Source organism: Serratia proteamaculans (genome assembly GCF_949794035.1).
GTDB lineage: Bacteria > Pseudomonadota > Gammaproteobacteria > Enterobacterales > Enterobacteriaceae > Serratia > Serratia proteamaculans.
On record NZ_OX461105.1, the window covers coordinates 3,021,672 to 3,045,756 of the forward strand.

Here is a 24,085-nt window from a genome sequence, read left to right on the forward strand (position 1 = left end):
GAGTTAATAGCGTGCTTAGTTTATGTGAGAATTCCGTTGCGCGCTGAATCTTTACAATAGAAAACGACCAAGATCGAATAACTTAGATCGGAAATATGAATTAATCATGGCAGAACCATGACGTTTTTTGCCGCAAGCCGCGCCAGACAAGGCATTTGGCTATCCCTGTAATAACTGAGTCATTGATATGACTTAAAAAAAGCCTTTTACCAAGCAGGAAATTTTCTGGTATGCAAACTAAGCTTAAATCAGAAGGTGAATAAATCCTGAGCCAGTGGCAATACAGCGCAACTCGCGATAATAAGCGCACCAAGTTGGCATACGGGTTGCTGTACTCAGGGATAACTTCTTCTTTCGGGAGCCAAAAGACCAGCACCAGCTCCCTTTACCTGTGCTAATAACGAAAGGACGGGCATCGCCATGAACATATTTGACCACTATCGCCAGCGCTACGAAGCTGCCAAGGACGAAGAGTTCACACTGCAGGACTTTCTTACCATTTGCCGGCAAGATCGCAGTGCTTATGCCAATGCGGCCGAACGTCTGCTGATGGCTATCGGTGAACCAGTAATGGTCGACACTGCGCTCGAATCGCGCATGTCTCGCCTGTTCTCCAACCGCGTGATCGCACGCTATCCGGCATTCGAAGAGTTCTACGGCATGGAGGAAGCTATCGAGCAGATAGTCTCTTACCTGAAACACGCCGCTCAGGGGCTCGAAGAGAAAAAACAAATCCTTTATCTGTTGGGCCCGGTGGGCGGCGGTAAATCATCGCTGGCGGAACGCCTGAAAGCGCTGATGCAACTGGTGCCGATTTACACCCTGAGCGCCAACGGTGAACGCAGCCCGGTTAATGACCACCCGCTGTGCCTGTTCAACCCGCAGGAGGATGCCAATATTCTGGAGAAAGAATATAACATCCCGAATCGCTACCTCGGCACCATCATGTCGCCGTGGGCAGCCAAACGCCTGCATGAGTTTGGCGGCGACATCACCAAATTCAAAGTGGTAAAAGTGCGCCCTTCCATTCTGGAACAGATTGCCATCGCCAAAACCGAACCGGGCGATGAGAACAATCAGGATATCTCGGCGCTGGTCGGTAAGGTCGATATCCGTAAGCTGGAGAATCACGCGCAGAACGATCCGGATGCCTACGGCTATTCTGGTGCCCTGTGCCGCGCCAACCAGGGGATCATGGAGTTCGTGGAGATGTTCAAAGCGCCGATCAAGGTGCTGCATCCTCTGCTGACCGCCACCCAGGAAGGTAACTACAACGGGACCGAAGGGATCTCCGCCCTGCCGTTCAGCGGTATTATTCTGGCTCACTCCAACGAATCCGAATGGGTGACCTTCCGTAACAACAAAAACAACGAGGCTTTCCTCGACCGTGTTTACATCGTCAAGGTGCCTTACTGCCTGCGGGTGTCGGAAGAGATCAAAATCTACGACAAACTGCTGGATCACAGTGAACTGACCCATGCGCCATGTGCCCCGGGTACGCTGGAAACGCTGGCACGCTTTACCGTACTCTCTCGCATGAAAGAACCGGAAAACTCGAGCATTTACTCGAAAATGCGCGTCTATGACGGTGAAAGCCTGAAGGACACCGATCCTAAAGCCAAGTCGTATCAGGAATACCGCGACTATGCCGGGGTCGATGAAGGCATGAACGGCCTGTCCACCCGTTTCGCGTTTAAAATTTTGTCGCGGGTGTTTAACTTCGATCACGCAGAGGTTGCCGCTAACCCGGTACACCTGTTCTACGTGCTGGAACAGCAGATCGAACGCGAGCAATTCCCACAGGATCAGGCAGAGAAATACCTGGAACACCTGAAAGGCTACCTGATCCCGAAATACGCCGAGTTTATTGGCAAAGAGATCCAAACGGCTTACCTGGAGTCTTACTCGGAATACGGTCAGAACATTTTTGACCGCTACGTGACCTATGCAGATTTCTGGATCCAGGATCAAGAGTACCGTGATCCGGATACCGGTCAGCTGTTCGATCGCGAGGCCCTGAACGCCGAACTGGAGAAAATCGAGAAGCCTGCCGGCATCAGCAATCCGAAAGATTTCCGTAACGAAATAGTCAACTTCGTGCTGCGTGCCCGCGCTAATAATAGTGGCCGCAACCCTAACTGGACCAGCTATGAAAAGCTGCGTACCGTGATCGAGAAGAAAATGTTCTCGAACACCGAAGAGTTACTGCCGGTGATTTCGTTTAACGCTAAAACCTCAACGGATGAGCAGAAGAAACACGACGACTTCGTCGACCGCATGATGGAGAAAGGCTATACCCGCAAACAGGTTCGCCTGCTGTGTGAATGGTATCTGCGGGTCAGAAAGTCTTCATAACGTCTAATGAGAATTAGCGTCATGGAGATGGCGTAGAAAGTTGGCAACGTCGTTTGGGGGAAGTATGGCGTATTTTATTGACCGACGGCTTAATGGCAAAAACAAGAGCATGGTGAACCGCCAGCGCTTCTTGCGTCGTTACAAGTCGCAAATCAAACAGTCGATTGCCGAAGCCATCAACAAGCGTTCGGTCACCGACGTAGACAGCGGGGAGTCAGTCTCGATCCCCTCTGGCGATATCAACGAACCGATGTTTCATCAGGGTCGCGGTGGCACACGCCACCGCGTTCATCCAGGTAATGACCATTTTGTCCAGAATGACCGCGTCGAACGCCCACAGGGTGGCGGCGGCGGTGGCAGCGGCCAGGGTAACGCCAGTCAGGATGGTGAAGGCGAGGACGAGTTTGTCTTCCAGATCTCCAAGGACGAGTATCTTGACCTATTGTTTGAAGATTTGGCGCTGCCAAACCTGAAAAAGAACCAGTATAAGCAACTCACCGAGTACAAAACCCATAGGGCCGGCTACACCGCCAACGGCGTGCCGGCCAATATCAGCGTGGTACGTTCGTTGCAGAATTCACTGGCGCGACGTACCGCCATGACCGCCGGGAAACGGCGCGCCTTACATGAGTTGGAAGATGAACTCACCCAGATGGAAAACACCGAACCGGTGCAACTGCTGGAAGAGGAGCGGCTGCGTAAGGAAATTGCCGAGTTGCGCAAAAAAATCGAAAGAGTGCCCTTTATCGACACCTTTGATTTACGTTACAAGAACTATGAGCGTCGGCCCGAACCTTCCAGCCAGGCGGTGATGTTCTGCCTGATGGACGTTTCCGGCTCGATGGATCAGGCGACCAAAGACATGGCTAAACGTTTCTATATTCTGCTCTACCTGTTCCTGAGCAGAACCTATAAAAACGTCGATGTGGTGTACATCCGTCACCATACCCAGGCGAAGGAAGTGGATGAACAGGAGTTCTTCTACTCGCAGGAGACTGGCGGCACCATTGTTTCCAGCGCGCTGAAGCTGATGAATGAAGTGGTTGAAGAGCGTTATGACCCGGCACAGTGGAATATCTATGCCGCACAGGCGTCGGATGGCGACAACTGGGCCGATGACTCCCCGCTGTGTCACGAACTGCTGGCGAAGAAGCTGCTGCCGATGGTGCGTTATTACAGCTACATTGAGATCACTCGCCGCGCCCACCAAACGTTGTGGCGTGAGTACGAAGATTTACAGGCAAAATTCGAAAACTTTGCCATGCAGCATATCCGCGAACCGGACGATATCTACCCGGTATTCCGCGAGCTTTTTCATAAGCAAACAGCATAACTCGTACTATTAATCACGGCCGGTTAATCAGATTAATCGGCCGTTTTCTTTTAGAAGAATAATGAAAAACTCCACTGGAGAGATTTACTTCAGGTTTTATATAATCCCCCTCATTACAAACTCAACATCCTCCCCGTTTTACCCCTGAGATATAAAGCTAAGTTGTTGTTCATTTCATGGTTTTTTCAACCAGTCCGGTGATACCGTCGATAGCTAAGGTAATTCCTAATTACCTATCACGGACCCAATGCCCATTGCGCAAGTTAGGAAAAATCCTATTTAATGGGGGGCCAAATTGCCATCTCAGGTGAGTGCCATGGAATTACTGACCATCGCCATCATCGTCGTTTTGATTGCAGTTGTTGTATTTTCCTTTGTCATGTATTTGCGACAAAGAAGGGGAACTACTTTCAACACCAAGCGGAACCGACGATAGGACGCCTCCCCACAAGGAAGTGGTTCAATAACCTTTATCACATGACCACTTCATCCAGCTGGCTCCAACACCAGCCAGAATTAACCTCTGAGCAAAGACTTCTGATTTTTTATGAGGATATTCTGATACATGCGGCATTATAGATTATCGTCTTGTCGCTGAAATTCAGGTGCGCTACTGTCGTCATATGGATGGCACACAACACCGTAGAATCACAACAGCATCCAGCTTTCGATATCATCCCTTAATCCCGCCGCTGTGCGGGATTTTTTTGGTCTCAACCTTTTCACTGAACAGAATGCTAAATCGCGAACCCTACTGACAGAAACTGGCAGTGGTCGCCGTTAGACTGGGTATTCCTGCGGGAGAAAACCTCCACGCGCCATGAGCAAATGCACAGGGAAATACGCGCCAATGACACGAGTTATCACCATTCTTACCGAGAATTTCTCCGACTGGGAAACCGCGCTGATCAACTCCACCTGCCGTGGCTATTATGGCTTCGATACCCGTTTTGCCTCACCCAAGGGGAACCCTGTCATCTCCTCCGGCGGCATGCTGGTGACACCGCAGTTAGCGATCGAGGCCATCCAACTGGATGAAATCGACCTGTTGATCGTTTGTGGCGGCACCGCATGGCAGACAGAACAGGCCCCCAATATCACCGGGCTGGTTGCACAGGCCTATGAGAAGAACATCGTTCTCGCTGGCATTTGCGATGGAACCCGCGTATTGGCGCAAGCGGGTGTGCTGGATAACCTCCGTCATACCTCCAATTCGGCGGAAAACCTGTCGCAACTCAATTATCGTGGGGCTGCGTACTATCAGGATGTGCCTTACGCCGTAGCCGATCGGCGCGTGATCACCGCCCCCGGTAGCGCTCCGGTCAGCTTTATGGCCGAGATTTTAGCAACCTTAGGGGTGAGCGACGAGAATCTCAAAACTTATCTGGCAATGCATGCGGCCGAACATCGCAGGCCGGTTTAACACCATTGCCATTACAATGAGGCGAGCAGCCCGCTGTACAGTACCGGCCCCGTCGGTTGCCCGGTTGGCGAGCCGCCGGCCGGTTCCAGGCTAATGGCGATGGTCATCCCCCTGGACAACTGAACCGGATCCAGTGCGAGTCGCGTCACCCGTTGTGCCGCCACGATGCCCAGCGAAATCGGTTTTTCCCCGGCAGGGATCGCCCACAGTTGCAGGCTGTTAGCTACGGCGATAGGCGGCGCATTGACCGGTGTTAACTGCAGATGTCGTGTCTTTTTATCCAGCCCCACAATCCACTGTCCGCTGCCGGTCTGGCTGCCATTCAGCACCACGGCAGGAATAAACTCCGACGGAGGTTCGATAAAACGTGGTACCAACACCACAGCGGCTAAACCGGCGGCGAGAGCCCAGGCGAGATAATCCCAGCGCCACCGACGTTGGCCCACTACCGGTGGCAGGCTAAGTTGAATTTTCTTCCACACTCGCTCCGGTGGCATTATGGGTATCAACCCATCGTCGAGTGGAGCCAATAATCGCTGCCACTGTGCCACCAGGGCGGCCAGCTCCGGTTCGTGACGGATCCGCTGCTCCAGTCTGAATCTCGCCGGGCCACGCAGCGTACCTAGTGCATACTCCGCGGCCAGGGCTGAGTCATACTCCCCCCGGTTTTTCATAATCCCACGCAGTCTTTTAGATGATCGAGTGCTCGGCGGATCCAGCTTTTAACTGTGCCAAGCGGCTGTTGAAGATAGACAGAAACCTCACCGTGCGACATACCCTGATAGTAAGCCAGCACAATGCTTTGCCGTTGATCGATGGGCAAATGTTCTAAACACGCCGTCAGCTTTTGCCCCTCCTGCGAACGCTGCAGCTCCTCGACGGGCTCGGTGAGACTGGCGCCGTCAATATCTTCGAACTCCTCCTCACGTTCTGCCGCCCTGCCACCCGTACCGCGTAACCAGTCGATGGCACGATTGCGCACAATGTGCGTCAGCCAGGTCAGAGGGGAACTGAGCTGCGAGTCATAGCTGGCAGCCCGATTCCACACGCTGATAAAGCTCTCATGCAACACTTCTTCAGCCCAGGATTGTCGTCGTAGTATGCGCAAAGCAACGGCATACAAACGCGGTGACATCTGACGATACAGCTGTTCAAAGGCCTGACGGTCGCCACGGCCTATAGCCTTCATCATCGCCACATCATGTTCCGGTAAAGGTGTTGTCATGTCCCATCCTGATTCGGGTTGCGGATGACCGTTATTCAGGCCATCCGCACCAAGTATAGCCCTAATTTATTTAGGCATCAGGACGGTATCAATAACATCAATCACCCCATTTTTTTGGAACACATCATAGGTGCTTATATTAGCAATATTGCCCTTTCCATCTTTAAGCTGAATATTGTGTGGCCCGTTGCTCATGATCCACAGAGGTTGTCCGTTCACCGTTTTCAATTCAGCAGCCCCTTTACCCTCGTGGATTTTCTTTTCCAATTGCTTCATATCATATCTGCCCGCCACGACGTGATAAGTCAGCACACTGGTCAACAACGCCTTATTTTCCGGTTTCAATAAATTATCGACGGTGCCCGCGGGCAATTTGGCGAAGGCCGCATTAGTTGGTGCAAAAACGGTAAAGGGTCCCTTGCCTTGTAGGGTATCTACCAACCCTGCAGCCTTGACTGCTGCCACCAGAGTAGAGTGATCTTTGGAGTTAACAGCGTTCTCGACGATATTTTTACTTGGATACATGGCTGCCCCGCCGACCATGACTTGATCAGACATCATGGCAGCGGCTGACGCGCCGCTAAACAGGACCGATGCACATAAAACGCCAGTAATGAGCTTTTTCATGACCAATTCCTCGAAAGTAAGATAGGTGAAGTTTTGCCTCACATTCGGATATACGTACGAGGAGATGCTTTTGGATGCAGCGCAGGAAAAATAATTTTAGCCGCCCATCTCAGGGCATAAAAAAACCCCGCAGTTGCGGGGTCTGAACGATGGGCGTTTACGAGGCGTTAGCCGCATCATCAATAAAAGTGGCTATTTCCTGTGGGTGTGAAGCGAGCGAGGCATGGCTGGCATTCAGAGTGATCACTTTCTTAGCCTTCAATCGCGCCGACATATGCTGTTGATTTTCAGGCGCAATCATCCGGTCATTGCTGGAAATTTGATACCAGGAAGGTTTGTGCTTCCACGCAGGTTCAGTGATCTCATTACCGAAGGTGCTGGCCAGCGGTGCCTTCTGCGTTACCGCCATCACCAGTGCCGCATCGGCGGGAAGATCCTGACAGAAGCTTTCGTGAAATTTATCGGCTTTAATCCATAAATAGCCATCGCTGTCCGGCGCCAGGTTCGCCGCTGCGATCGGTGGATGTTGCTGAGTGATAGCACCAGGGCTTTCGCCGGCATCCGGCGCAAAGGCGGCGATAAACACCAGCCCGACCACATTGGGTTGATTGCCCATTTCGCTGATCACCGCGCCGCCATAAGAATGGCCGACCAGAAGAACAGGCCCTTCCTGCTGTGCCACCATCTTGCGCGTGCGCTCTGCGTCATCGGCCAACGATGTCAGCGGCATCTCTACGGCATGAATCGAGTGATATCCTTTATGTGACAGCTCGGTAATGACTTTACTCCAGTGCGCTGCACCGCCCCAAAATCCATGGACCAGGACTACAGTAGGTTTTACCTTCATGACAGATTCCCTCTTTTACCACGTGGAGGCGTTACGCCAGACCCGTTCACACAGCACTGCTATCCTTCCAGCGCCATCTGCATCAAGCCCAAAACGCCTTATATGCCCTGTTGTATATAGTTCACATCCGTGGTTTTCAGCAATAGCTATGAATAGTTAACCCGCGACCACATCCCTTCTGGCGTTCCATTCGGCCCGAGTGATTTCCCAGATCTCCGTCGGCATGCGGTCACGAATCAGCCACGCCATCACATTAAGACTAGGATTTATACCTATTACGATCTAAAATTCCATGAAAAAACAATGAGAAGTCATTCAAACAAAATCAAAAGGGAATTTTACGTGAAGGAAATGATCTCTATTCTTTTTATCGCAGGCCTGTTGGCGATGCTTTTTTCATGGCTGTTTGTCTATGGCCTCAATATTCATTAGGCCCTTCAGAGATTAAAAAACCCCGGCATGTCTCCACGCCAGGGTCGGCAGCATTGAGTTGAGGGAAAACCAGCAAGCTGGTGATATCACCCTATGCGCTACTGTTTGGTCTGGATCCAGAACGCATGGATCAGGCCGGGGAAGTAACCCAGCAAGGTCAGAATAATGTTGAGGATGAACGCGCCGCCAATCCCTTTATCCAGCAGTACACCCAAAGGGGGCAGGATGATGGTAAAAACGATTCTCCAAAAGCTCATAATAACGCCTCATTTTGCTTTATAAGCCTCCAATATATTACATACCCTTAACATTTTCAAATGACGCTCTCATCGAAAATTCTTATAGAACCTTTTAAGCCGGATATATCTACAGATACTGTGGTTTTACAGAGCGAATAAAAGAAAGAATTAATAAGCATTGATTATGTGGAATTGAGCCCTTAAAATTTACAGCTTAAAAATACAACTGGGATTGGTTTCATGTCGTCGCTGTGGGTTGCAACACAATACTTTTATTTAATTGGCCTGTTGGTTTCTATGATTTTTACCTACCTGGTCAGCCGGGATACCATCAAAATTCGTTTTATCAGTGCGTTAACGATTGGTCTGACCTGGCCTTTGAGCCTGCCGGTAGTGTTGATGTTCTCTTTGTTCTAACGCTGTAGAAACCGCCCCGCCAAAGAACGACGGGGCAGTCGTCAGCCTTCCTTAGAAATCGTACCCCACCGTCGCCACCACGGAGCGTTCCGCCCCCCAATAGCAATAACCGGTACCATAACAGGCCGCGACATATTTCCGGTCGGTCAGGTTGTTCACGTTTAACTGCACATAAGCACCTTTCAACGACGGATTAACGCTGTCCAGAGTCATCCGTACCGAAGCATCCAGCAGCGTCACGGAAGGAATGCGTAACGTATTTTCATTATCCGCCCATTGCTTGCCGATATAACGTACCCCAGCGCCAACATCTACGCCGTAGGCAGCGGCATATTTACCCCACAGTGTGGCCATTTGGTCCGGGGCCAGATACGGCGTATTACCGTTGTTGCCGTCAATCGCATCTTTGAACTTCACCTTGTTGTAGGTATAGCCTGCAATCAGATCGAAACGTTCGGTGATCTTGCTGCGAGCCTCAAGTTCAATTCCCTGAGAATGTACCTTGCCGGCGGGCAGATAATAACTTTGCTGCACCACACGGTTGGCTACATCATTCTGTGTCAGGTCATACAGCGCCACGCTGTAGATTGATGAACTGCCCGGTGGCTGGTATTTCAAGCCCACTTCGTATTGCTCACTGGTACTCGGCTTGAGCATATGACCGTTCTGATCGGACAGCGCCTCTGGCGTCACTGCCGTGCTGTAACTGGCGTAAGGTGAGAAACCGCTGTCAAAGCGGTACAGCAACGAGGCGCGGCCGCTAAAGTTATCGTCGCGGCGTTCATCGCTGGTGCCGGTATTAAGCACCGTATTTTTTGACTCTATACGGTCAAAGCGGCCAGACAGATTCAGATACCAGTTCTGCAGGCTGATTTCGTCCTGCAGATACACGCCGGTCTGCTGATAGTGACGTCTGGAGTCGGTATGCGTCAGATTGGTCAACCCCGCACCACCGGACACGCCGGTATAAGGATTCAGCTCAGAAGCTCCGGCAGACTCGTCCCACAGGTTATTACGAAAGCGCTGGTAATCCAGACCCAGCATCACCTGGTGCTCCAGCGGCCCGGTGGCAAAGTCAGCTTCCAGTTGGTTGTCGACGGCGAAAGCATCCAGTGAGGTCGCCGAGCCGCTGTAATAGCGGTTCAGCAACTGATGGTCCTGATCCCAGCCAATCTGATACACCTGCTGCAATTCAACGTTGGAATGGGTATAGCTGGCATTTTGTCGGAATGACCAAACGTCATTGAAGCTGTGCGAGAAGGCGTAGCTGTAGATCTGCTCCCAGCGTTTGAACACGTTACGGCTACTCTCGCCGTCAAAGAACCCGCGCCCCAGCTTGTCGCCTGAGCTGGAATAGAGGCTGCCATCTGCCGGAACTGCACTGTGATAACCGCCGGACGGATCCTTTTGCAAATAAGCTTTCAGCAACAGTGAGGTATTTTCATCCGGCTGCCACAGCAATGACGGCGAAATGGCATAGCGCTCTTCGCGCTGATGGTCATACATGGTGTCGCTGCTGCGCGTCATCCCGGTCAAACGATAAGCCCACTGGTCCGACAGTGGGCCGGTCACATCAAAAGCCGCGCCTTTGGTGTCGTTATTGCCCGCCGAGAGGTTAACCTGCCCTTGCGTGGCAAACTGCGGCCGCCTGGAGGTCAAGGCCACCAGCCCACCCGGAATGCTTTGCCCATACATCACCGAAGACGGCCCCTTGATGACGTCGATACGCTCCAGGAACCAGGGATCAACCTGCAAGGCATTATAGGTGCCGCCATCGCTTAACAGACGCAAGCCATCTAGGAAGGTGTTATTAACATCTCCGCCGTGGAAACCGCGCAATGCAATGGTGTCATAGCGCGTCGCACCGCCGGAGAAATTGGTGAAAACACCCGGGGTATATTTCAGTGCATCATTCACCGTCTGGGTGTTCTGATCGGTCATCTGTTGGCGTGTAACCACCGAAACGGACTGCGCCGTCAGGATCAGCGGCTGGTCGGTTTTAGTGGCTCCCTGACTGGTCGTGGCCTGATAACCCTGGGTCGCAGCCTCAGCCGTATCGGCGGGTTTGGCGGTGACCACCAGGGTATCTTCAGCTAACGAGGTCAGTGGCAGAAACATCGCGAACGCGCATAAAACACGCGACCGTTTGACAGAAAAAAACATTAGCATGCCGGTAATCCCTGGTAAGTATCATTAAACCGCACCCGACAGGGGCCCCGTCAGCAACGCTGGCTGACGAAGGGGCGAAGGAACTATCGGTATTGCGCATGTAAAGAAAAGGAAATATTAATGATAATTATTATCTTTATCGATAAGGAATTTCAAGTATGAGCAAACTTTTTATGAGCGGGCAAAGTAACTTGCCGCAGGGAAAGGACCGGGCTGAATGTGAAGTATTGATCTGAAAATCAATAACAAAAAAATGCCAGCGCTAGGCTGGCATACAAACTGGAAGCAATGTGAGCAATTTATTGCCAGTACAGGCAGCGCATAAGGAGACAACCCTTTAACCTTTACTGGTGCTTAAAAATGATAACGACTATCATTATCCTTCATAAGGCGCTTTCCATCTACCCCTTTCGGCAGTAGCCGGTGGTGTTCACCGAGACTTTCTGACGAACCAGGTGTAGAGACGCCCCGCTCCCAGCAGAATGAGCGCCAGCAGAATATTCGCTATAACCCACAAACTTAATGTGTATATAAAAGTTTGATAGAGAGGAATACCACGGGCAGCGCCGAACGGATTAAAATGCCAAAAGCGAATAATGCTAAAAGGGTTTAGATTTAACCAGTTGAAAACGATAGCCACCAGCACCGGCGGTAGGAAAAAATAGAGTCCCAGGGTGAGTATCAGCAGATACACTGCGGCGCGATCGTTTTTATAATCTTTCATATCAGTGAATTACCATCACAAATCAATTTAAAAACACCCTTAACATTGCGGTTTAAACAGACCTGACAAGTGCTGATTAGTTCCAGGTTTAGGGTAAAATAAAGCCTGTTTGGCGTTTAAATTTCATTTAGATTTTGGATGTTATAACGCTAGTCAGCTCAGGAGGCTCCAATGATACCGGACTATTGCCCAACCCCGCCCACGCCCAAAAAACTCAAAATCACCTATGGCTGGTATATATATACCATCTATGCACAGTTGATCTTTAATATCTATTTGGCGGTGTATAACGGTTGTGTCAGACGCCCGATTGAAGCGCCACTGATCTCCGTGTGCCACAGCGTTTTCATCGCGTTTATCCTTTATCATGTGCTGAAAAAACGCACGCATTTCGCCTGGCTGATGCTGGCCTATTACATTTTGATGAGGTTGTATTACGCCAATGTACTGCATATCGAGTTCAATGCGTGGAGTCGTGGGCTGGTATTTATTTTTCTGACACTGTTGCTTACCGGTACGGTGGCCGTAGGCCAACTGGCTACCCCACCGCTGCGCCAGGATTGGTTGGCGCGCTTAGGATGGCGACAGTGGACAACCCTGGCCGCGTTGTCCGGCTTACTGACACCTTTGATCACCACCGATTATCTGGGCTGACGGCCGGCATTTACTTTGGGATATGCGGCTCCGAGATATCGACCAGACGGCACACCTTGGTGTAGTTATTGGATTTCTCACAGATCTTATCAGTGACAAAAATACCAAGGTAGCCTAGTACCACCAGATACCCAGCCATGCACAAAATGAAGATAAGCGTTCTCACCGATTAGACCAACCTGACAACAGAACCCTGAGCATCATACCTTGCTTACCCCGTTTTAAACTATTTCTAAGTATTTCATAAATCCGCTGGTCATCTCAGTTACGTGAATGTTATGTTATTACATATCAAAACATTTTACATAGATGCATCAATGGAAAGCCAAACCCCACCGTTACTCGCCGTAGAACACCTGACGCTGTCGCTTGACGGTGAGGTCAAAATCCACAACCTGAATTTCACTCTGTATCCAGGCGAACGAGTGTGTCTGCTTGGCGCATCGGGCTCGGGCAAATCCCTAACTGCCGCGGCCATTTTGGGAACACTGCCCAACAACGCACAAGTCAGTGGCTCAATCCGAGTTCAGGGTCAAGAAATCAGCGGTCAACGTTTGCAACTGCGCAAACGACCTGCGTTGGCGGCTATTTTCCAGGATCCCTTCAGCAGTCTCAATCCCCTGACCCGCGTGGGCCAGCAGTTAATCCTGGCGTTACGCGGCCAGAGCAAGATGAAAACACAACAGGCGCAATGCTGTGCCGCCGAGCTGCTGGCCGCATTAGGCTTGCCGCCAGAGATCATCATGGCCCGCTATCCCGGCCAACTGTCAGGAGGCCAGTGTCAGCGGGTCTGCGCGGCACTGGCATTGGTGGGTGAGAAAAGCCTGCTGATCGCAGATGAACCCACCACCGCACTGGATATGGTCAGTCAACATCAACTGATCGCTATCCTGAAGCGTTACACCGAACGCCCCCACGCCCCGGCATTGCTGTTTATTACCCACGATCTCACCGTCGCCGCCAACCTGTGTCAGCGAGCCATTGTCCTGGTGGCGGGCGAAATTGCCGAGCAGGGGACGTTCGAACAGTTACTGCATCACCCTGTTCATCCCTATACCCAGCAGTTGGTTGCCACGGCACAGTGCCCAACCTTCGACCAGGCATCACCGTTAAGTCTGGCAGGTTAACGGGATGAATGGCATGTCAGTCAGCAGGACGCTGCCCTTTATCAGTCTGCAACAAGTCTGTCGGCAGTATTCAGCGCAGTCCGGCGGGCTGAAACCCACCGACCTGAATCTGTACGCGGAGGATCGCGTCGGGTTGGTGGGCTGCTCGGGTGCCGGTAAATCCACCCTGCTTAAACTGTTGCTGGCTCTCGAGGCAGCGGACGCCGGTCATATTCATTGCCAGGGTGCCGCAGTCCGCCCAGCCCCAGCGCACCGCTTGCGTTGGTACCGGCGATGGGTGCAGTACGTGCCGCAAGATGCCCATGCTTCACTCAACCCTCGTCACACGGTGGCCGAACTGATTATCGCCCCTCTGCGGCAACTTGCTCCTTCTCAGGATTTGGGTATCACCGCCGAACGGGCATTGCGGCAGGTTGAGCTGGAGGAGCGTCTGCTTTACCTGCGCCCAGGGCAGCTTTCCGGCGGGCAGGCACAACGGGTGGCGCTTGCGCGGGCTATTGCGCTGCAACCCCGTTTTTTAATCGCCGATGAACCAGTCAGCGGTTTGGACCTGCCGCTGCGTCAGCAGATCATCAGCCTGCTCGATCGGATTGCTCGTCAGCAAAATATGGGCATGCTGCTTGTCTCCCATGATATTTCGCTGGTCGCCGCTTTATGCCAACGCACATTGGTGATGGAGTGCGGTGCCATCGTGGAAGATCGCCCAACCGCTGAGCTGCTGAACAGTCCACGGCATGCCGCTACCCGCGATCTGATCGCCGCAATCCCATCGCTGCCCACCCTTTTCCAGCCCTGATATTCTGAGGAATACTTCATGTTGAACCCACGCTTTATTGGCCCCACCGGCTGCCTGCTTGCCGGCAGTTTGCTGCTTGGTGGCTGCTTTGACCCTGCACAACCGAAAGAAAGCACCAATGAAGAACGGCGCATCCGACTGGCCATGCTACAGCCGCCTCGTTCCGGGCTCACGCCGCTGAGCGATGACGCGTTTAAACTTTCTCGCTGGAGCAATGCTGAAACGTTAGTCGTGCTGAACGCCAACGGCGATGCTGAACCGGCATTGGCCACCGAATGGCAGCAAATCGATCAACACCGCTGGCGCTTTGTGTTGCGCCCGGGAGTCAGCTTCCATGACGGTAGCGTTATGACGGCGCAGAGTGTCGTACGTTCACTTTCGGCGGCAATGAACGCCGCACCAAAACCTCGCATCCTTGACGGCGTTGAATTATCCGTCAGCACAGAAGGTGATCACACCCTGCTTATCTCTACTGCGGTGCCCGATCCTTTGCTGCCGCAACGGCTGTCCAGCCCACAATTGGCCATCCTCGCCGAGCGGGCTTACGCTGCCAACGGCGTGGTTAATCCCTTGCAGGCCGGGACCGGTGCCTTTGTGCTGACAGAAATCAACGGAACCAGCAGCGTACGGCTAAACCGTTTTGACGGCTACTGGGGCGAAAAAGCCGCAGCGCCAGGCATCGACGTCAGCTTTGTGCCGGACAGCGCCGCCCGCGCTGCCGCGCTACGCACCGGCAGTGCCGATTTGGTTGAAGCGCTGCCCGTATCACAGCTGCCCTTGATTGCAGCAGAACTGATCCATGAAGTGCCGATGCCACGCACCAACACGCTGTATCTGAACACCCGGGTCGGGGTCTTCCGCGATCCGGCGGCGCGTGCTGCGGCAGCGGCGGCCATTCAGCGCCAACCCCTGGTGGATAACGTCTACGAGGGCCGTGCCGATGTCGCCAGCGGGCTACTGGGTCCGGCGCTGCCCTGGGCCGCCCCCTTGCAACAGCCACAACCCTTGTTGCCAGCCACTGCGGTAACAGGAAAAACCATCACCCTGGCCACCTTCAGCGATCGCGCCGAGTTACCGGAGGTCGCGGTTTATCTGGCGCAACAGCTCAGCGCCGCCGGTTTTGTGGTGAAACAGGAAGTGCGGGAATATGCACATATTGAAGCCGATGCGCTGGCGGGCAAATTCGACGCGTTTATTCTGTCACGCGCCACGGTGCTGGACTCCGGCGATCCGCTGGCCTACATGTACAGCGATTTCGCCTGCCAGGGTTCGTTCAATATCGCCCAACTGTGCGACCCGCAGGTGGACGAAGCCCTGACCTACGCCGCCGCGATCCCGGCCGGTGCCTCCCGGCGTCAGGCGATCATCGCAGCAGAAAATCGTATTCTGGCGACCCATGCAGCGATCCCCTTATTGCATGAGCGAGTGATCCAGGGGGAGGCCGCAGCCATGAAGAACGCCGAACGCGACCCGCGTGAACGCCTGCTGGTGACACCACGCAGCCGGATCGCCAGCGGACAGCCCTGATGACACTGGCACAGCGGCTATTACCATTGGCCTCACGCCTGTTTGCGCTGCTGGCAATGATCGCGCTGGTCGGTCTGATGCCCTGGCTGTCCGGTCGCGATCCGGCGCTCAGCCTGCTGCGGGCCCGTTCGGCTGAACAGGAGGCCACGCCAGAAGCCCTGAACGCCATTCGGCAGCGCTTTGGTCTGGACGACGGGCCATTGATATTGCTTGGCCGCTGGTTTAATCGGCTGTTGCACGGCGATGCCGGGAACTCCTGGATCTCCGGCCGTCCGGTGCTGGAGGGGATGTTACAGGCGACCGGGGTCTCTCTGACATTGATGGGCTACGCGTTGGCAATAGCGTTGCTGGTGGCATTGATGCTGGCGCTGCCCACCCTGTGGCGCGGCATACAGGGTGACCCTCGCCGTCCTGCCGGGGTTGTGGCGGTGGCACTGACTGCCCTGCCCGAGTTTTTGCTGGCGGCGCTGTTGCTGATTGTCGGTGCCGTCTGGCTAAAATGGTTCCCTCCCTACGGCTGGCAAAGCCTGAGACATGTCGTGCTGCCAGCCCTGGCGTTAGGCTTGCCGGCCGGGGGCCTGCTGGGTCTGTTATTCAGTGACGGCCTGGCCGCCACCTTCAGCGAACGCTGGCTGATCACCTGGAGCCTGGCCGGCATCTCCCGGCGGCAGCGTCTGCTGGCGGTGTTACGTCGCACACTCCCCGCCCTGTTGCCGCAAATCGGGTTGGTACTGGTGGGGCTTACCGGCGGAGCCATCGCCGTCGAGAAAGTGTTCGCCATTCCCGGCCTGGGCAGAGCAACATTGGGTGCCGCCATTGCGCAGGACCTGCCGGCACTGCAGTGCGGCATTCTGATCCTGTTATTGATTGCCTTCAGCGCCGGATTTCTGGCACAGGGTGCGCATTATCTGTTGCTGGGCCGGATAGCGGCAAGCTTGCCCAATTCGGCACCGCCGCAGCACAGCACTAAAATCAGTTACCTTTTCGCCGCCAGCGCCGCACTGTTGTTATGTCTGCTGGTGCTGAGCGGTATCATCCGCGATCCGCTCTCGTCACTGCATATCCGCCTGCAACCGCCCAGCCTGGATCTGCCCTTCGGCGCGGACGCCACCGGCCGCGATATTCTGGCACGCGTCGCTTACGGTGCGCTGAATACCAGCCTGCTGGCGCTGGCGGTCAGCTTCGCGTCGCTGTTCCTCGGGATCGTGTTCGGGCTGATGCCACGTCTGATGTGCGGGGTGATTGAACTGGCCAACGCTACACCGCCAATCGTCGCAGGCCTGTTAGTGGTCGCCATTAGCGGCCCTTCAGCCTACGGTGCCGCCTGCGCGGTAATATTGGTCAGTTGGGCTCCGCTAGCCGCCCATTGTGCTTCGTTGTTGGCGGAAGCCCGCACGCAGCCCTATATCCGCATGTTGCCGGTATTGGGCATCGGCCGATGGCGCACGCTGACCCACTACCTGCTGCCGGCGCTCTCGGCTCCCCTGCTGCGCCACGCCATGCTGCGTCTGCCGGGCATTGCATTGGCGTTGGCGGCACTGGGTTTTCTTGGTCTTGGGCCGCAGCCACCCAGTGCAGAATGGGGGCTGGTGCTGGCGGAAGGCATGCCTTATCTCGAACGGGCGCCCTGGGGAGTCCTGGCACCGGCGATCGCACTGATATTACTGGCAGTGCTCGCAGTAACGCTGGCAAATACTGCCGGTAACCGTCGGGGCTGACGGCGCATCCTCGCCCGGTTTGTAGTAACATTAGGCGATACTTCAACCTGCCGGGAGACCCCATGCACCACCTGATGTTAGATATTGAAACGCTGGATATAAAACCCAGCGCGGTGATCCTGGTGGTCGCTGCCGTGTTTTTCGATCCCAAAACCGGCCAGCTCGGGGCGGAGTTTGAAAATGCCGTCAGCAGCCAAAAAGATCAGCCCGGCAGAACCATCAGCCTGGACACCGTTGCCTGGTGGGCGAAACAATCAGACGAAGCGCGCAAACTGGCTTTCGGTGGCACAGAGAGTCTTAAACGCACGCTGACCAACCTGAGTCGGTTTATTCATATGAACAGTACCGACAAGGTCAAAGTCTGGGGTAACGGCAAGGAGTTCGATTGTACAATCCTCGAGCATGCCTTCCAGCAGCTTGACATGCCGTGTCCGTGGAAATTTTGGGATACGCAGGATGTGCGCACGGTGATCACCCTGGCCGAAATGCTGGGCTTTAACCCGAAGAAGGAACGGGCATTCGAAGGAACGCCTCATCGGGCATTGGATGACGCCAAACATCAGGCACGCTATGTGGCGGACACGGTATCGGCACTTTACTATCGCAAAGCCTCTGCACCCTGAATCGAACAAGACTGGCATCCCCCTGGCAGGCTTATGCTTTGCCTCTTTCCATTTAGCGCCAGAATCTCTACTCTAGCCCTCTTTGTCACTTGGATGTGCTGTTTTTGTTATGCAAAAATTTCTGTTTCTGCTTCTTAGCCTGGTGCTGCTCGGCCCGCTGGGTATCGATCTCTATCTGCCGACCATCCCCGCTATCGCTCTTGGCCTTAACAGCAGTGAAGCGCTGATCCAGTCCACCATTTCCCTGTTCATCCTGGTGCTGGGCCTTGGGCAGGTTATCGCCGGCCCGCTGGTGGATAACTACGGCCGTAAGCCGGTGGCTCTGGCCGGTATTGTGATCTACATGATTGGTGCAGCCATGGCGGCGCTGGCCACCACGCCAACCATGTTTGTGGCCTCTCGCCTGCTGCAGGGCGTGGCGGTCTGTTGCACTGCCGTAGTGGCATTCAGCGGCGTGCGCGATCGGATGAACGGCGACGATGCGGCCCGTGCCTTTGGTTTTCTCAACGGCACCTTGAATATTATTCCTGCACTGGCACCGCTGCTTGGCGGACTGCTGGCAGAAGCCTTTGGCTGGCGTGCGCCGTTCTGGTTCCTGGTGTGTTATGCCCTGGCCGTACTGGTACTGATCGCCCTGCGCCTGCCGGAAACCCGCCCGGCAGATACGGTGCGCGTCAAAGGATTGCCGGTGCGACAATATGCCCGCATCGCCCGCGATCGCCGCTTCCTGTCCTTTGCCGTGGTCAACTCCGGCGCCATGGGCATGGCGTTAACCTACGTCTCACTGGCGCCCAATGTGTTAATGGGCACCGCCGGGCTGACGCCGTTGCAATTCTCACTGGTGTTTGGTGCCAACGGCTTTTGGATCATGCTGGTGAGCTTTTTCGCCAACCGTATTATTCACAAGGTCGGACGTCCGGTCTGCCTGGCGACCGGCGGAATTTTGATGGGTGTCGGTTGTATCGGATTGCTGCTGGGCGTGTCCTTGCTGTCCGGCGCGGCACAAACCCATTGGCTGGCTTATATGTTGCCGGTGGCCTGCGCCTGCGCCGGGCTGGCCTTTGTGATGGGCCCGGCGACCAGCTACGCGCTGGAGCCGTATTCCAATGAGGCCGGGGTGGCCTCTGCGTTGGTCGGTTTTGTGCAGATGGCCGGCGGTGCAGGCCTGGGCTTATTGGCGATGGCACTGCCGTTGCAACCCAAGCTGTCGTTGGCGCTGGTGATGCTGGTGGGTTGCCTGCTGGCACTGCACGCACGGCAGCGCAGCAAGCAAATAAAAGGTCAGTTGAAGAAAATTGCCTGAGGCTTATGCCTCGGTGATGACCGGCACTCTGGCGGCCAGGGCCGTCAGTAATTCATAACCCAGCGTGCCTGCCGCGGCGGCAACATCGTCAACCGGCAGGCGTCGCCCCCACAGCTCCACTTCCGCCCCAATACCCACGTCTGGGCAAGGTGTCAGATCAACCACCAGCATATCCATCGAAACCGTGCCTAGCGTTCTCGTCAGCACCCCCTCCACCCAGACTGGCGTACCGGTCTGGGCATGGCGAGGATAACCGTCGGCATAACCACAGGCCACCACACCGATACGCTGCGCACCCTCGGCGCGGTAACGCCAGCCATAACCAACCTGGTCGCCGGGCTTCAGTGTTTGAATACCAATAATTTCGCTACTCAGCGTCATGGTCGGCTGCAGACCGCTACCGGCAATATCGCGCGATTGGCCGCTCGGTGAAGCCCCGTAAAGCACGATACCCGGCCGTACCCAACTACCATGAGTTTCTGGGTGCCACAGCGTGGCGGCCGAGTTGGCCAGACAGCGTGGCAAAGTGATGCCCGCTGCAGCCTGTTCAATGGTGGCCATTTGCGCCTCAACGCCCTGTGGGCCGTCAGCGGTGGCGAAATGACTCATCAGCGTCAGGCTGGCGATATTGCCGATCGTCTGAGCTTTTAACCACACAGCGTGCAAACGTTCCGGCGAAAACCCCAGACGGTTCATCCCGCTGTTCACTTTCAGGTAAACATTCAGCGGTGCAGAGAGTTTAGCTTCGGCGATCGCCGCCAGTTGCCAGTCACTGTGTACCGACGTAGTTAAACTATAGTGATCCAGCAGGGCAATATCCTGCGGTTTGAAAAATCCTTCCAACAGCAAAATCGGCCCTTGCCAGCCGGACTCGCGCAGCAAAATGGCTTCGGCGAGATCCAGCAAGGCAAAACCGTCAGTCTGCGCCAGACTGCGCCAGACGTGTTTAATACCGTGGCCATACGCGTTGGCCTTGACCACCGACCAGACTTTGGCGTTAGGGGCAAAACGACGAACCACCTGCAGGTTATTTTCAAAGGCGCCAAGGTGCAACGTGGCGGAAATCGGGCGAGGCATGGGCACTCCTACGGGCCGGCGAATACAGTCACGGGCCAACGCCCGTGACAATAACATGATAAATCAGGATGTTTAACGCGCGGGATGCACATCGTTCAAGGGGCCGGTGTAGAGGCTACGAAATCCGGCGCTGTAGCGCGCCACCCCCAGGTCGTCTGAAGGAATGGCCGGGGTGACACCGGAAATCAAATCGGATAGCAGTTGTCCAGAGCCACAAGCCATGGTCCAGCCCAAAGTGCCGTGTCCGGTATTCAGGAACAGATTTTTCAGCGAGGTCTTGCCGACAATCGGCGTACCGTCCGGCGTCATCGGGCGTAAACCGGTCCAGAAGGTCGCATCTTCCACCCGTCCACCGTTAGGGTAAAGATCGCGTACTACCATCTCCAGTGTCTCTCGCCGCTTTTGCTCCAGCTGAGTATTAAAACCAACAATTTCCGCCATGCCGCCGACGCGAATACGTTGATCGAACCGGGTAATGGCAATTTTATAAGTTTCATCCAGCACGGTTGAAAACGGTGCCGCAGACTCATCGGTGATTGGAATGGTTAACGAGTAGCCTTTCAACGGATAGACAGGGATCGACACCAGATCGCGCAACAGCGCGGTGGAATAAGAGCCAAAGGCCACCACGTAGCTGTCAGCTTTGAAGATTTCCCCGCCGCATTGTACGCCACTGATCTTGTCCCCTTCCACCAGCAGGCGATCAACGCTGCAGTTATACAGGAAAGTAACGCCCGCCTGCTGTGCCAGTTTGGCCAGTTGCTGGGTAAAGAGCTGGCAATCGCCAGTTTCGTCGTTAGGCAGTTGCAGCCCGCCAGTCAGCTTATGCGCCACCTGCGCCAGCGCAGGTTCAACGCTAGCCAACTGACTGGCTTCCAGCAGTTTGTAGGGCACACCGGCATCTTCCAATACCGCGATATCTTTGGCCGCACTTTCAAACTGTTGCTGGGTACGGAACAGTTGCAGCGTACCGCCCTGTCGGCCTTCGTACTGAATACCGGTTTCCTGACGCAACGCCTTGATACAGTCGCGGCTGTATTCCGCCAACCGCACCATCCGCCCTTTATTGGTCATGTAGTGTTCGGTATTGCAGTTTTTCAACATCTGCCACATCCAGCTCAACTGGAAGCTGCTGCCATCCAGACGAACCGCCAGCGGCGCATGGCGTTGGAACATCCATTTAACCGCCTTCAGCGGGACGCCAGGCGCAGCCCAGGGAGCCGCATAACCCGGAGAGATCTGTCCGGCATTCGCCGCGCTGGTTTCCATCGCCGGACCGGGTTGACGATCGATCACCGTCACCTCATGGCCCGCTTTCGCCAAATACCAGGCACTGGCAACCCCTACCACCCCACTACCTAAAATTACCACTCGCATCGCTGACTCCAGCTCAAGGCATCACAAAGCATAATCTTCTGCTCACAGGAAATTAACTCAGTGGAAAAATCCGTCCAACATCTTCGTCATTAAACGTGACAACATTCACAATTAATTTATCGTTCATGGCCGGGTCTTTTGCAATAGCTACCTATAAATAGCGATAAGATGTTGTGAAAGGCCAGTTTTAGAGCGAAACAGCGGCTAATATGATGTCAATGATAGCATTGCTATCGACAAGAAAAGCCACGGTACGCAACAAGGATTTAACAGAATATAAAAATGAAACAGCGCCATCAATGCAGAATATAAAACTACAAAAATCGCATTTATCTAAGATAACGTTTCGCAGACATAAGAACCTGCTTCAGCAGAAAAAACTCGCTGTAAATTCGGCCTGGCAACGCAATGGGAAGATCCTTGAGGCAGATCGTTGAATTTTTAAGCTTTATATCATTATTACCTCTGCGCAGATTGAGCTACGATTGATATAGCATCATAAAAATCATAAATTTGCTTTAAATTCAAATATATACAACAATATCGGTTCAAAAAAAATACTACAAAGCAAGACAAAACACAACATTACGCGCCATATTATTCAATGACTTGTAGAAGATAGTGACCTGCTTTTCATGCATTAAACACTCAAGTTAAATAACCGGGATCCATCCCGGCACTCAGTTATGCAAGATAAGAAATAGCACGCTCCATCTCTGCAGTGCTCAGCGCTGTAGGCCAGTAGACAACCCTCTTGGTATGACCGTTAAACCAGTTGTTTGGACCTATATATGATCTGCCAACACAAAGGCGATTAAGCGCATCAGGCATTGACGTAACAACGCGTGAGTACCAGTTGTACCCATCAAACAGTTTTAGCGTCATTGTTGATTTATCGTATGAAAAAATTGCGGCCTGCTCACTATCTCGGATCGGAGACAGACTATAAATTTCCAACGATTGTGAAACGCCAGCGGCATCTGACGTTGCCCACTGCGCCTGTCCATTATTATTAGTGGTCTCACGGTATGCTAGTCGTAAATGTGCTCCCGCCACAGAGTTATCCAACACGACTGCGCACGCTAATGAGTTATATTGCCCACTAATAGACTGAATGCTATGCGGATGAACGCATGTCATCAACACCGTTCCTGAGTTCGCAGAAATGAAATTTGCATTGGTCGGTGTAGTGCAAATCTCATCGGAACGCAGGGATTCAGCGCCATTTGTCGGAATGTATGATGATGCACCATCCCGGCGCTCGGCTTGAGCTCCCCAAATCCAGACTGATCCGACTGTTACAGGCACATAGGATGGCAACGCATTGGCGCTGCTATCGCTGTTTGTTAGCGCCAGCGTGAAGGCTGGGGATGCTGCTGATGTCGGTGTGATTGTTATTGCACATCGATACCAGCCGTTAGCATAGGGCTCCATTGTGGCTTGCAAAACCTGTGGCGAACCTTTACCTACTTTCCCATTATTCAGGTCGAAGTTAACAAACTGTGTTGTTGCAACGGCCCCCTGTGCAGCCAGCTGCAGCACGCTTCCGGTGTTCGCTTTCGCCCACACACTAAACGTATAGGGCTGGGAAACAACCGCCGCCGACGTAGTAATAGCAAGCAGCGTATGTGGTGACGCCGAACCGCTTGCAGCCTCGATCAGCTTTGTCGCCGTGGTATTACCATCGGGAGCTGCTACATCATTTGCGACCAGTGAAATCCCAGACTGAGTCCAGCTTGCTGCTTGTGTGAAATCTTGACTGTACGCCAGGCGATTATTAACCCCCGTCTCGGTGCGAATACCCAGGCACTTATGTGTAATCGGGTCATAGTCAATCGCTGGTTCATTCTCAGCCAGATATTCGATTAAACCACCCTCACCCACACGCGTGGCCGTACTCAGGCGAGTGAATGACAGTACATCAGTCAGCGTTGATGAGCGAAGCACCTGGCCGGATGCAAATTGCATTACGTGCCGTGAGCCGGAGAAATCAGCAAACAGGGCCGCGCCAGGTGGTAACGGCGCATTTGAACTGGGCAATGCGCTCTGAGAACCTTTAAAAGTCCCGTTACTTTTTAGTATCGTTGCCATG

21 protein-coding genes are annotated in these 24,085 nt (G+C 53.8%); 11 read left to right on the forward strand and 10 right to left on the reverse strand.

Features of this window, described 5'->3' with window-relative positions:
• Nucleotides 1-420: 420 nt before the first annotated feature.
• The 3 genes from yeaG to QOT07_RS14090 all read left to right on the forward strand — a co-directional run bounded on the left by yeaG (nt 421) and on the right by QOT07_RS14090 (nt 5,111).
• Complete coding sequence (gene yeaG / locus QOT07_RS14080; RefSeq protein ID WP_099064230.1) at nt 421-2,355, forward strand: protein kinase YeaG; 1,935 nt, start codon at nt 421-423, stop codon at nt 2,353-2,355.
• Between the two features lie 64 nt (nt 2,356-2,419).
• Nucleotides 2,420-3,688, forward strand: a complete 1,269-nt coding sequence (locus QOT07_RS14085) for a YeaH/YhbH family protein (protein ID WP_283603367.1) — start codon at nt 2,420-2,422, stop codon at nt 3,686-3,688.
• 850 nt (nt 3,689-4,538) lie between these two features.
• Nucleotides 4,539-5,111 carry a type 1 glutamine amidotransferase family protein gene (locus QOT07_RS14090; protein ID WP_283603368.1) on the forward strand — a complete coding sequence of 191 codons (573 nt, stop codon included), beginning with the start codon at nt 4,539-4,541 and terminating at the stop codon, nt 5,109-5,111.
• A gap of 11 nt (nt 5,112-5,122) precedes the next feature.
• On the opposite strand, the gene QOT07_RS14095 is transcribed toward QOT07_RS14090, so the two are convergent.
• The 5 genes from QOT07_RS14095 to QOT07_RS14115 all read right to left on the reverse strand — a co-directional run bounded on the left by QOT07_RS14095 (nt 5,123) and on the right by QOT07_RS14115 (nt 8,499).
• Nucleotides 5,123-5,785, reverse strand: coding sequence for an anti-sigma factor (locus QOT07_RS14095; RefSeq protein ID WP_207979154.1), 663 nt, complete (start codon nt 5,783-5,785; stop codon nt 5,123-5,125).
• Nucleotides 5,782-6,336, reverse strand: a complete 555-nt coding sequence (locus QOT07_RS14100; RefSeq protein WP_207979153.1) for an RNA polymerase sigma factor — start codon at nt 6,334-6,336, stop codon at nt 5,782-5,784. Before QOT07_RS14100 ends, QOT07_RS14095 begins: the two co-directional genes overlap by 4 nt.
• A 66-nt stretch (nt 6,337-6,402) precedes the next feature.
• The gene (locus QOT07_RS14105; RefSeq protein WP_099064235.1) at nt 6,403-6,963 is read right to left on the reverse strand and encodes a fasciclin domain-containing protein; all 561 of its coding nucleotides are present in this window, start codon (nt 6,961-6,963) and stop codon (nt 6,403-6,405) included.
• A 157-nt stretch (nt 6,964-7,120) separates the two neighbouring features.
• Nucleotides 7,121-7,810 (reverse strand): alpha/beta hydrolase, encoded by a 690-nt coding sequence (locus QOT07_RS14110; RefSeq protein ID WP_099064236.1) that lies wholly within the window; start codon nt 7,808-7,810, stop codon nt 7,121-7,123.
• A gap of 530 nt (nt 7,811-8,340) precedes the next feature.
• On the reverse strand, nt 8,341-8,499 hold the full coding sequence (locus QOT07_RS14115) for a YqaE/Pmp3 family membrane protein (protein WP_006322621.1): 159 nt from the start codon (nt 8,497-8,499) through the stop codon (nt 8,341-8,343).
• 222 nt (nt 8,500-8,721) lie between these two features.
• On the opposite strand from QOT07_RS14115, the gene QOT07_RS14120 reads away from it, so the two are divergent.
• Nucleotides 8,722-8,898, forward strand: a complete 177-nt coding sequence (locus QOT07_RS14120) for a GhoT/OrtT family toxin (RefSeq protein WP_012145459.1) — start codon at nt 8,722-8,724, stop codon at nt 8,896-8,898.
• Between the two features lie 51 nt (nt 8,899-8,949).
• On the opposite strand, the gene QOT07_RS14125 is transcribed toward QOT07_RS14120, so the two are convergent.
• Both QOT07_RS14125 and QOT07_RS14130 read right to left on the reverse strand, forming a co-directional pair.
• Nucleotides 8,950-11,067 (reverse strand): TonB-dependent siderophore receptor, encoded by a 2,118-nt coding sequence (locus tag QOT07_RS14125; RefSeq protein WP_283603369.1) that lies wholly within the window; start codon nt 11,065-11,067, stop codon nt 8,950-8,952.
• Nucleotides 11,068-11,497: 430 nt separating this feature from the next.
• A complete protein-coding gene (locus QOT07_RS14130) occupies nt 11,498-11,791 on the reverse strand; it encodes a hypothetical protein (RefSeq protein WP_283603370.1) in 294 nt (97 codons plus the stop codon).
• Nucleotides 11,792-11,962: 171 nt separating this feature from the next.
• On the opposite strand from QOT07_RS14130, the gene QOT07_RS14135 reads away from it, so the two are divergent.
• The 7 genes from QOT07_RS14135 to QOT07_RS14165 all read left to right on the forward strand — a co-directional run bounded on the left by QOT07_RS14135 (nt 11,963) and on the right by QOT07_RS14165 (nt 19,539).
• Nucleotides 11,963-12,445 carry a hypothetical protein gene (locus QOT07_RS14135; RefSeq protein ID WP_099064239.1) on the forward strand — a complete coding sequence of 161 codons (483 nt, stop codon included), beginning with the start codon at nt 11,963-11,965 and terminating at the stop codon, nt 12,443-12,445.
• Between the two features lie 317 nt (nt 12,446-12,762).
• The gene (locus tag QOT07_RS14140; RefSeq protein WP_283603371.1) at nt 12,763-13,572 is read left to right on the forward strand and encodes an ATP-binding cassette domain-containing protein; all 810 of its coding nucleotides are present in this window, start codon (nt 12,763-12,765) and stop codon (nt 13,570-13,572) included.
• A gap of 13 nt (nt 13,573-13,585) precedes the next feature.
• Nucleotides 13,586-14,368, forward strand: a complete 783-nt coding sequence (locus QOT07_RS14145) for an ABC transporter ATP-binding protein (RefSeq protein WP_430523277.1) — start codon at nt 13,586-13,588, stop codon at nt 14,366-14,368.
• Between the two features lie 18 nt (nt 14,369-14,386).
• Nucleotides 14,387-15,895 carry an ABC transporter substrate-binding protein gene (locus QOT07_RS14150; protein ID WP_283603373.1) on the forward strand — a complete coding sequence of 503 codons (1,509 nt, stop codon included), beginning with the start codon at nt 14,387-14,389 and terminating at the stop codon, nt 15,893-15,895.
• On the forward strand, nt 15,895-17,613 hold the full coding sequence (locus tag QOT07_RS14155) for an ABC transporter permease subunit (protein WP_283603374.1): 1,719 nt from the start codon (nt 15,895-15,897) through the stop codon (nt 17,611-17,613). The genes QOT07_RS14150 and QOT07_RS14155 overlap by 1 nt, the downstream gene beginning before the upstream one ends.
• Nucleotides 17,614-17,675: 62 nt before the next feature.
• On the forward strand, nt 17,676-18,236 hold the full coding sequence (locus QOT07_RS14160; RefSeq protein ID WP_099064244.1) for a 3'-5' exonuclease: 561 nt from the start codon (nt 17,676-17,678) through the stop codon (nt 18,234-18,236).
• Between the two features lie 109 nt (nt 18,237-18,345).
• A complete protein-coding gene (locus QOT07_RS14165; RefSeq protein ID WP_099064245.1) occupies nt 18,346-19,539 on the forward strand; it encodes a multidrug effflux MFS transporter in 1,194 nt (397 codons plus the stop codon).
• Between the two features lie 3 nt (nt 19,540-19,542).
• Here QOT07_RS14165 and dadX read toward each other — a convergent pair whose 3' ends face one another.
• From dadX to QOT07_RS14180, 3 genes are all read right to left on the reverse strand, one after another.
• On the reverse strand, nt 19,543-20,616 hold the full coding sequence (gene dadX / locus QOT07_RS14170; RefSeq protein ID WP_283603375.1) for a catabolic alanine racemase DadX: 1,074 nt from the start codon (nt 20,614-20,616) through the stop codon (nt 19,543-19,545).
• A gap of 72 nt (nt 20,617-20,688) precedes the next feature.
• Complete coding sequence (locus QOT07_RS14175; protein ID WP_283603376.1) at nt 20,689-21,993, reverse strand: D-amino acid dehydrogenase; 1,305 nt, start codon at nt 21,991-21,993, stop codon at nt 20,689-20,691.
• A gap of 684 nt (nt 21,994-22,677) precedes the next feature.
• Nucleotides 22,678-24,084 carry a phage head spike fiber domain-containing protein gene (locus QOT07_RS14180; RefSeq protein ID WP_283603377.1) on the reverse strand — a complete coding sequence of 469 codons (1,407 nt, stop codon included), beginning with the start codon at nt 24,082-24,084 and terminating at the stop codon, nt 22,678-22,680.
• Between the last annotated feature and the right edge of the window lies 1 nt (nt 24,085).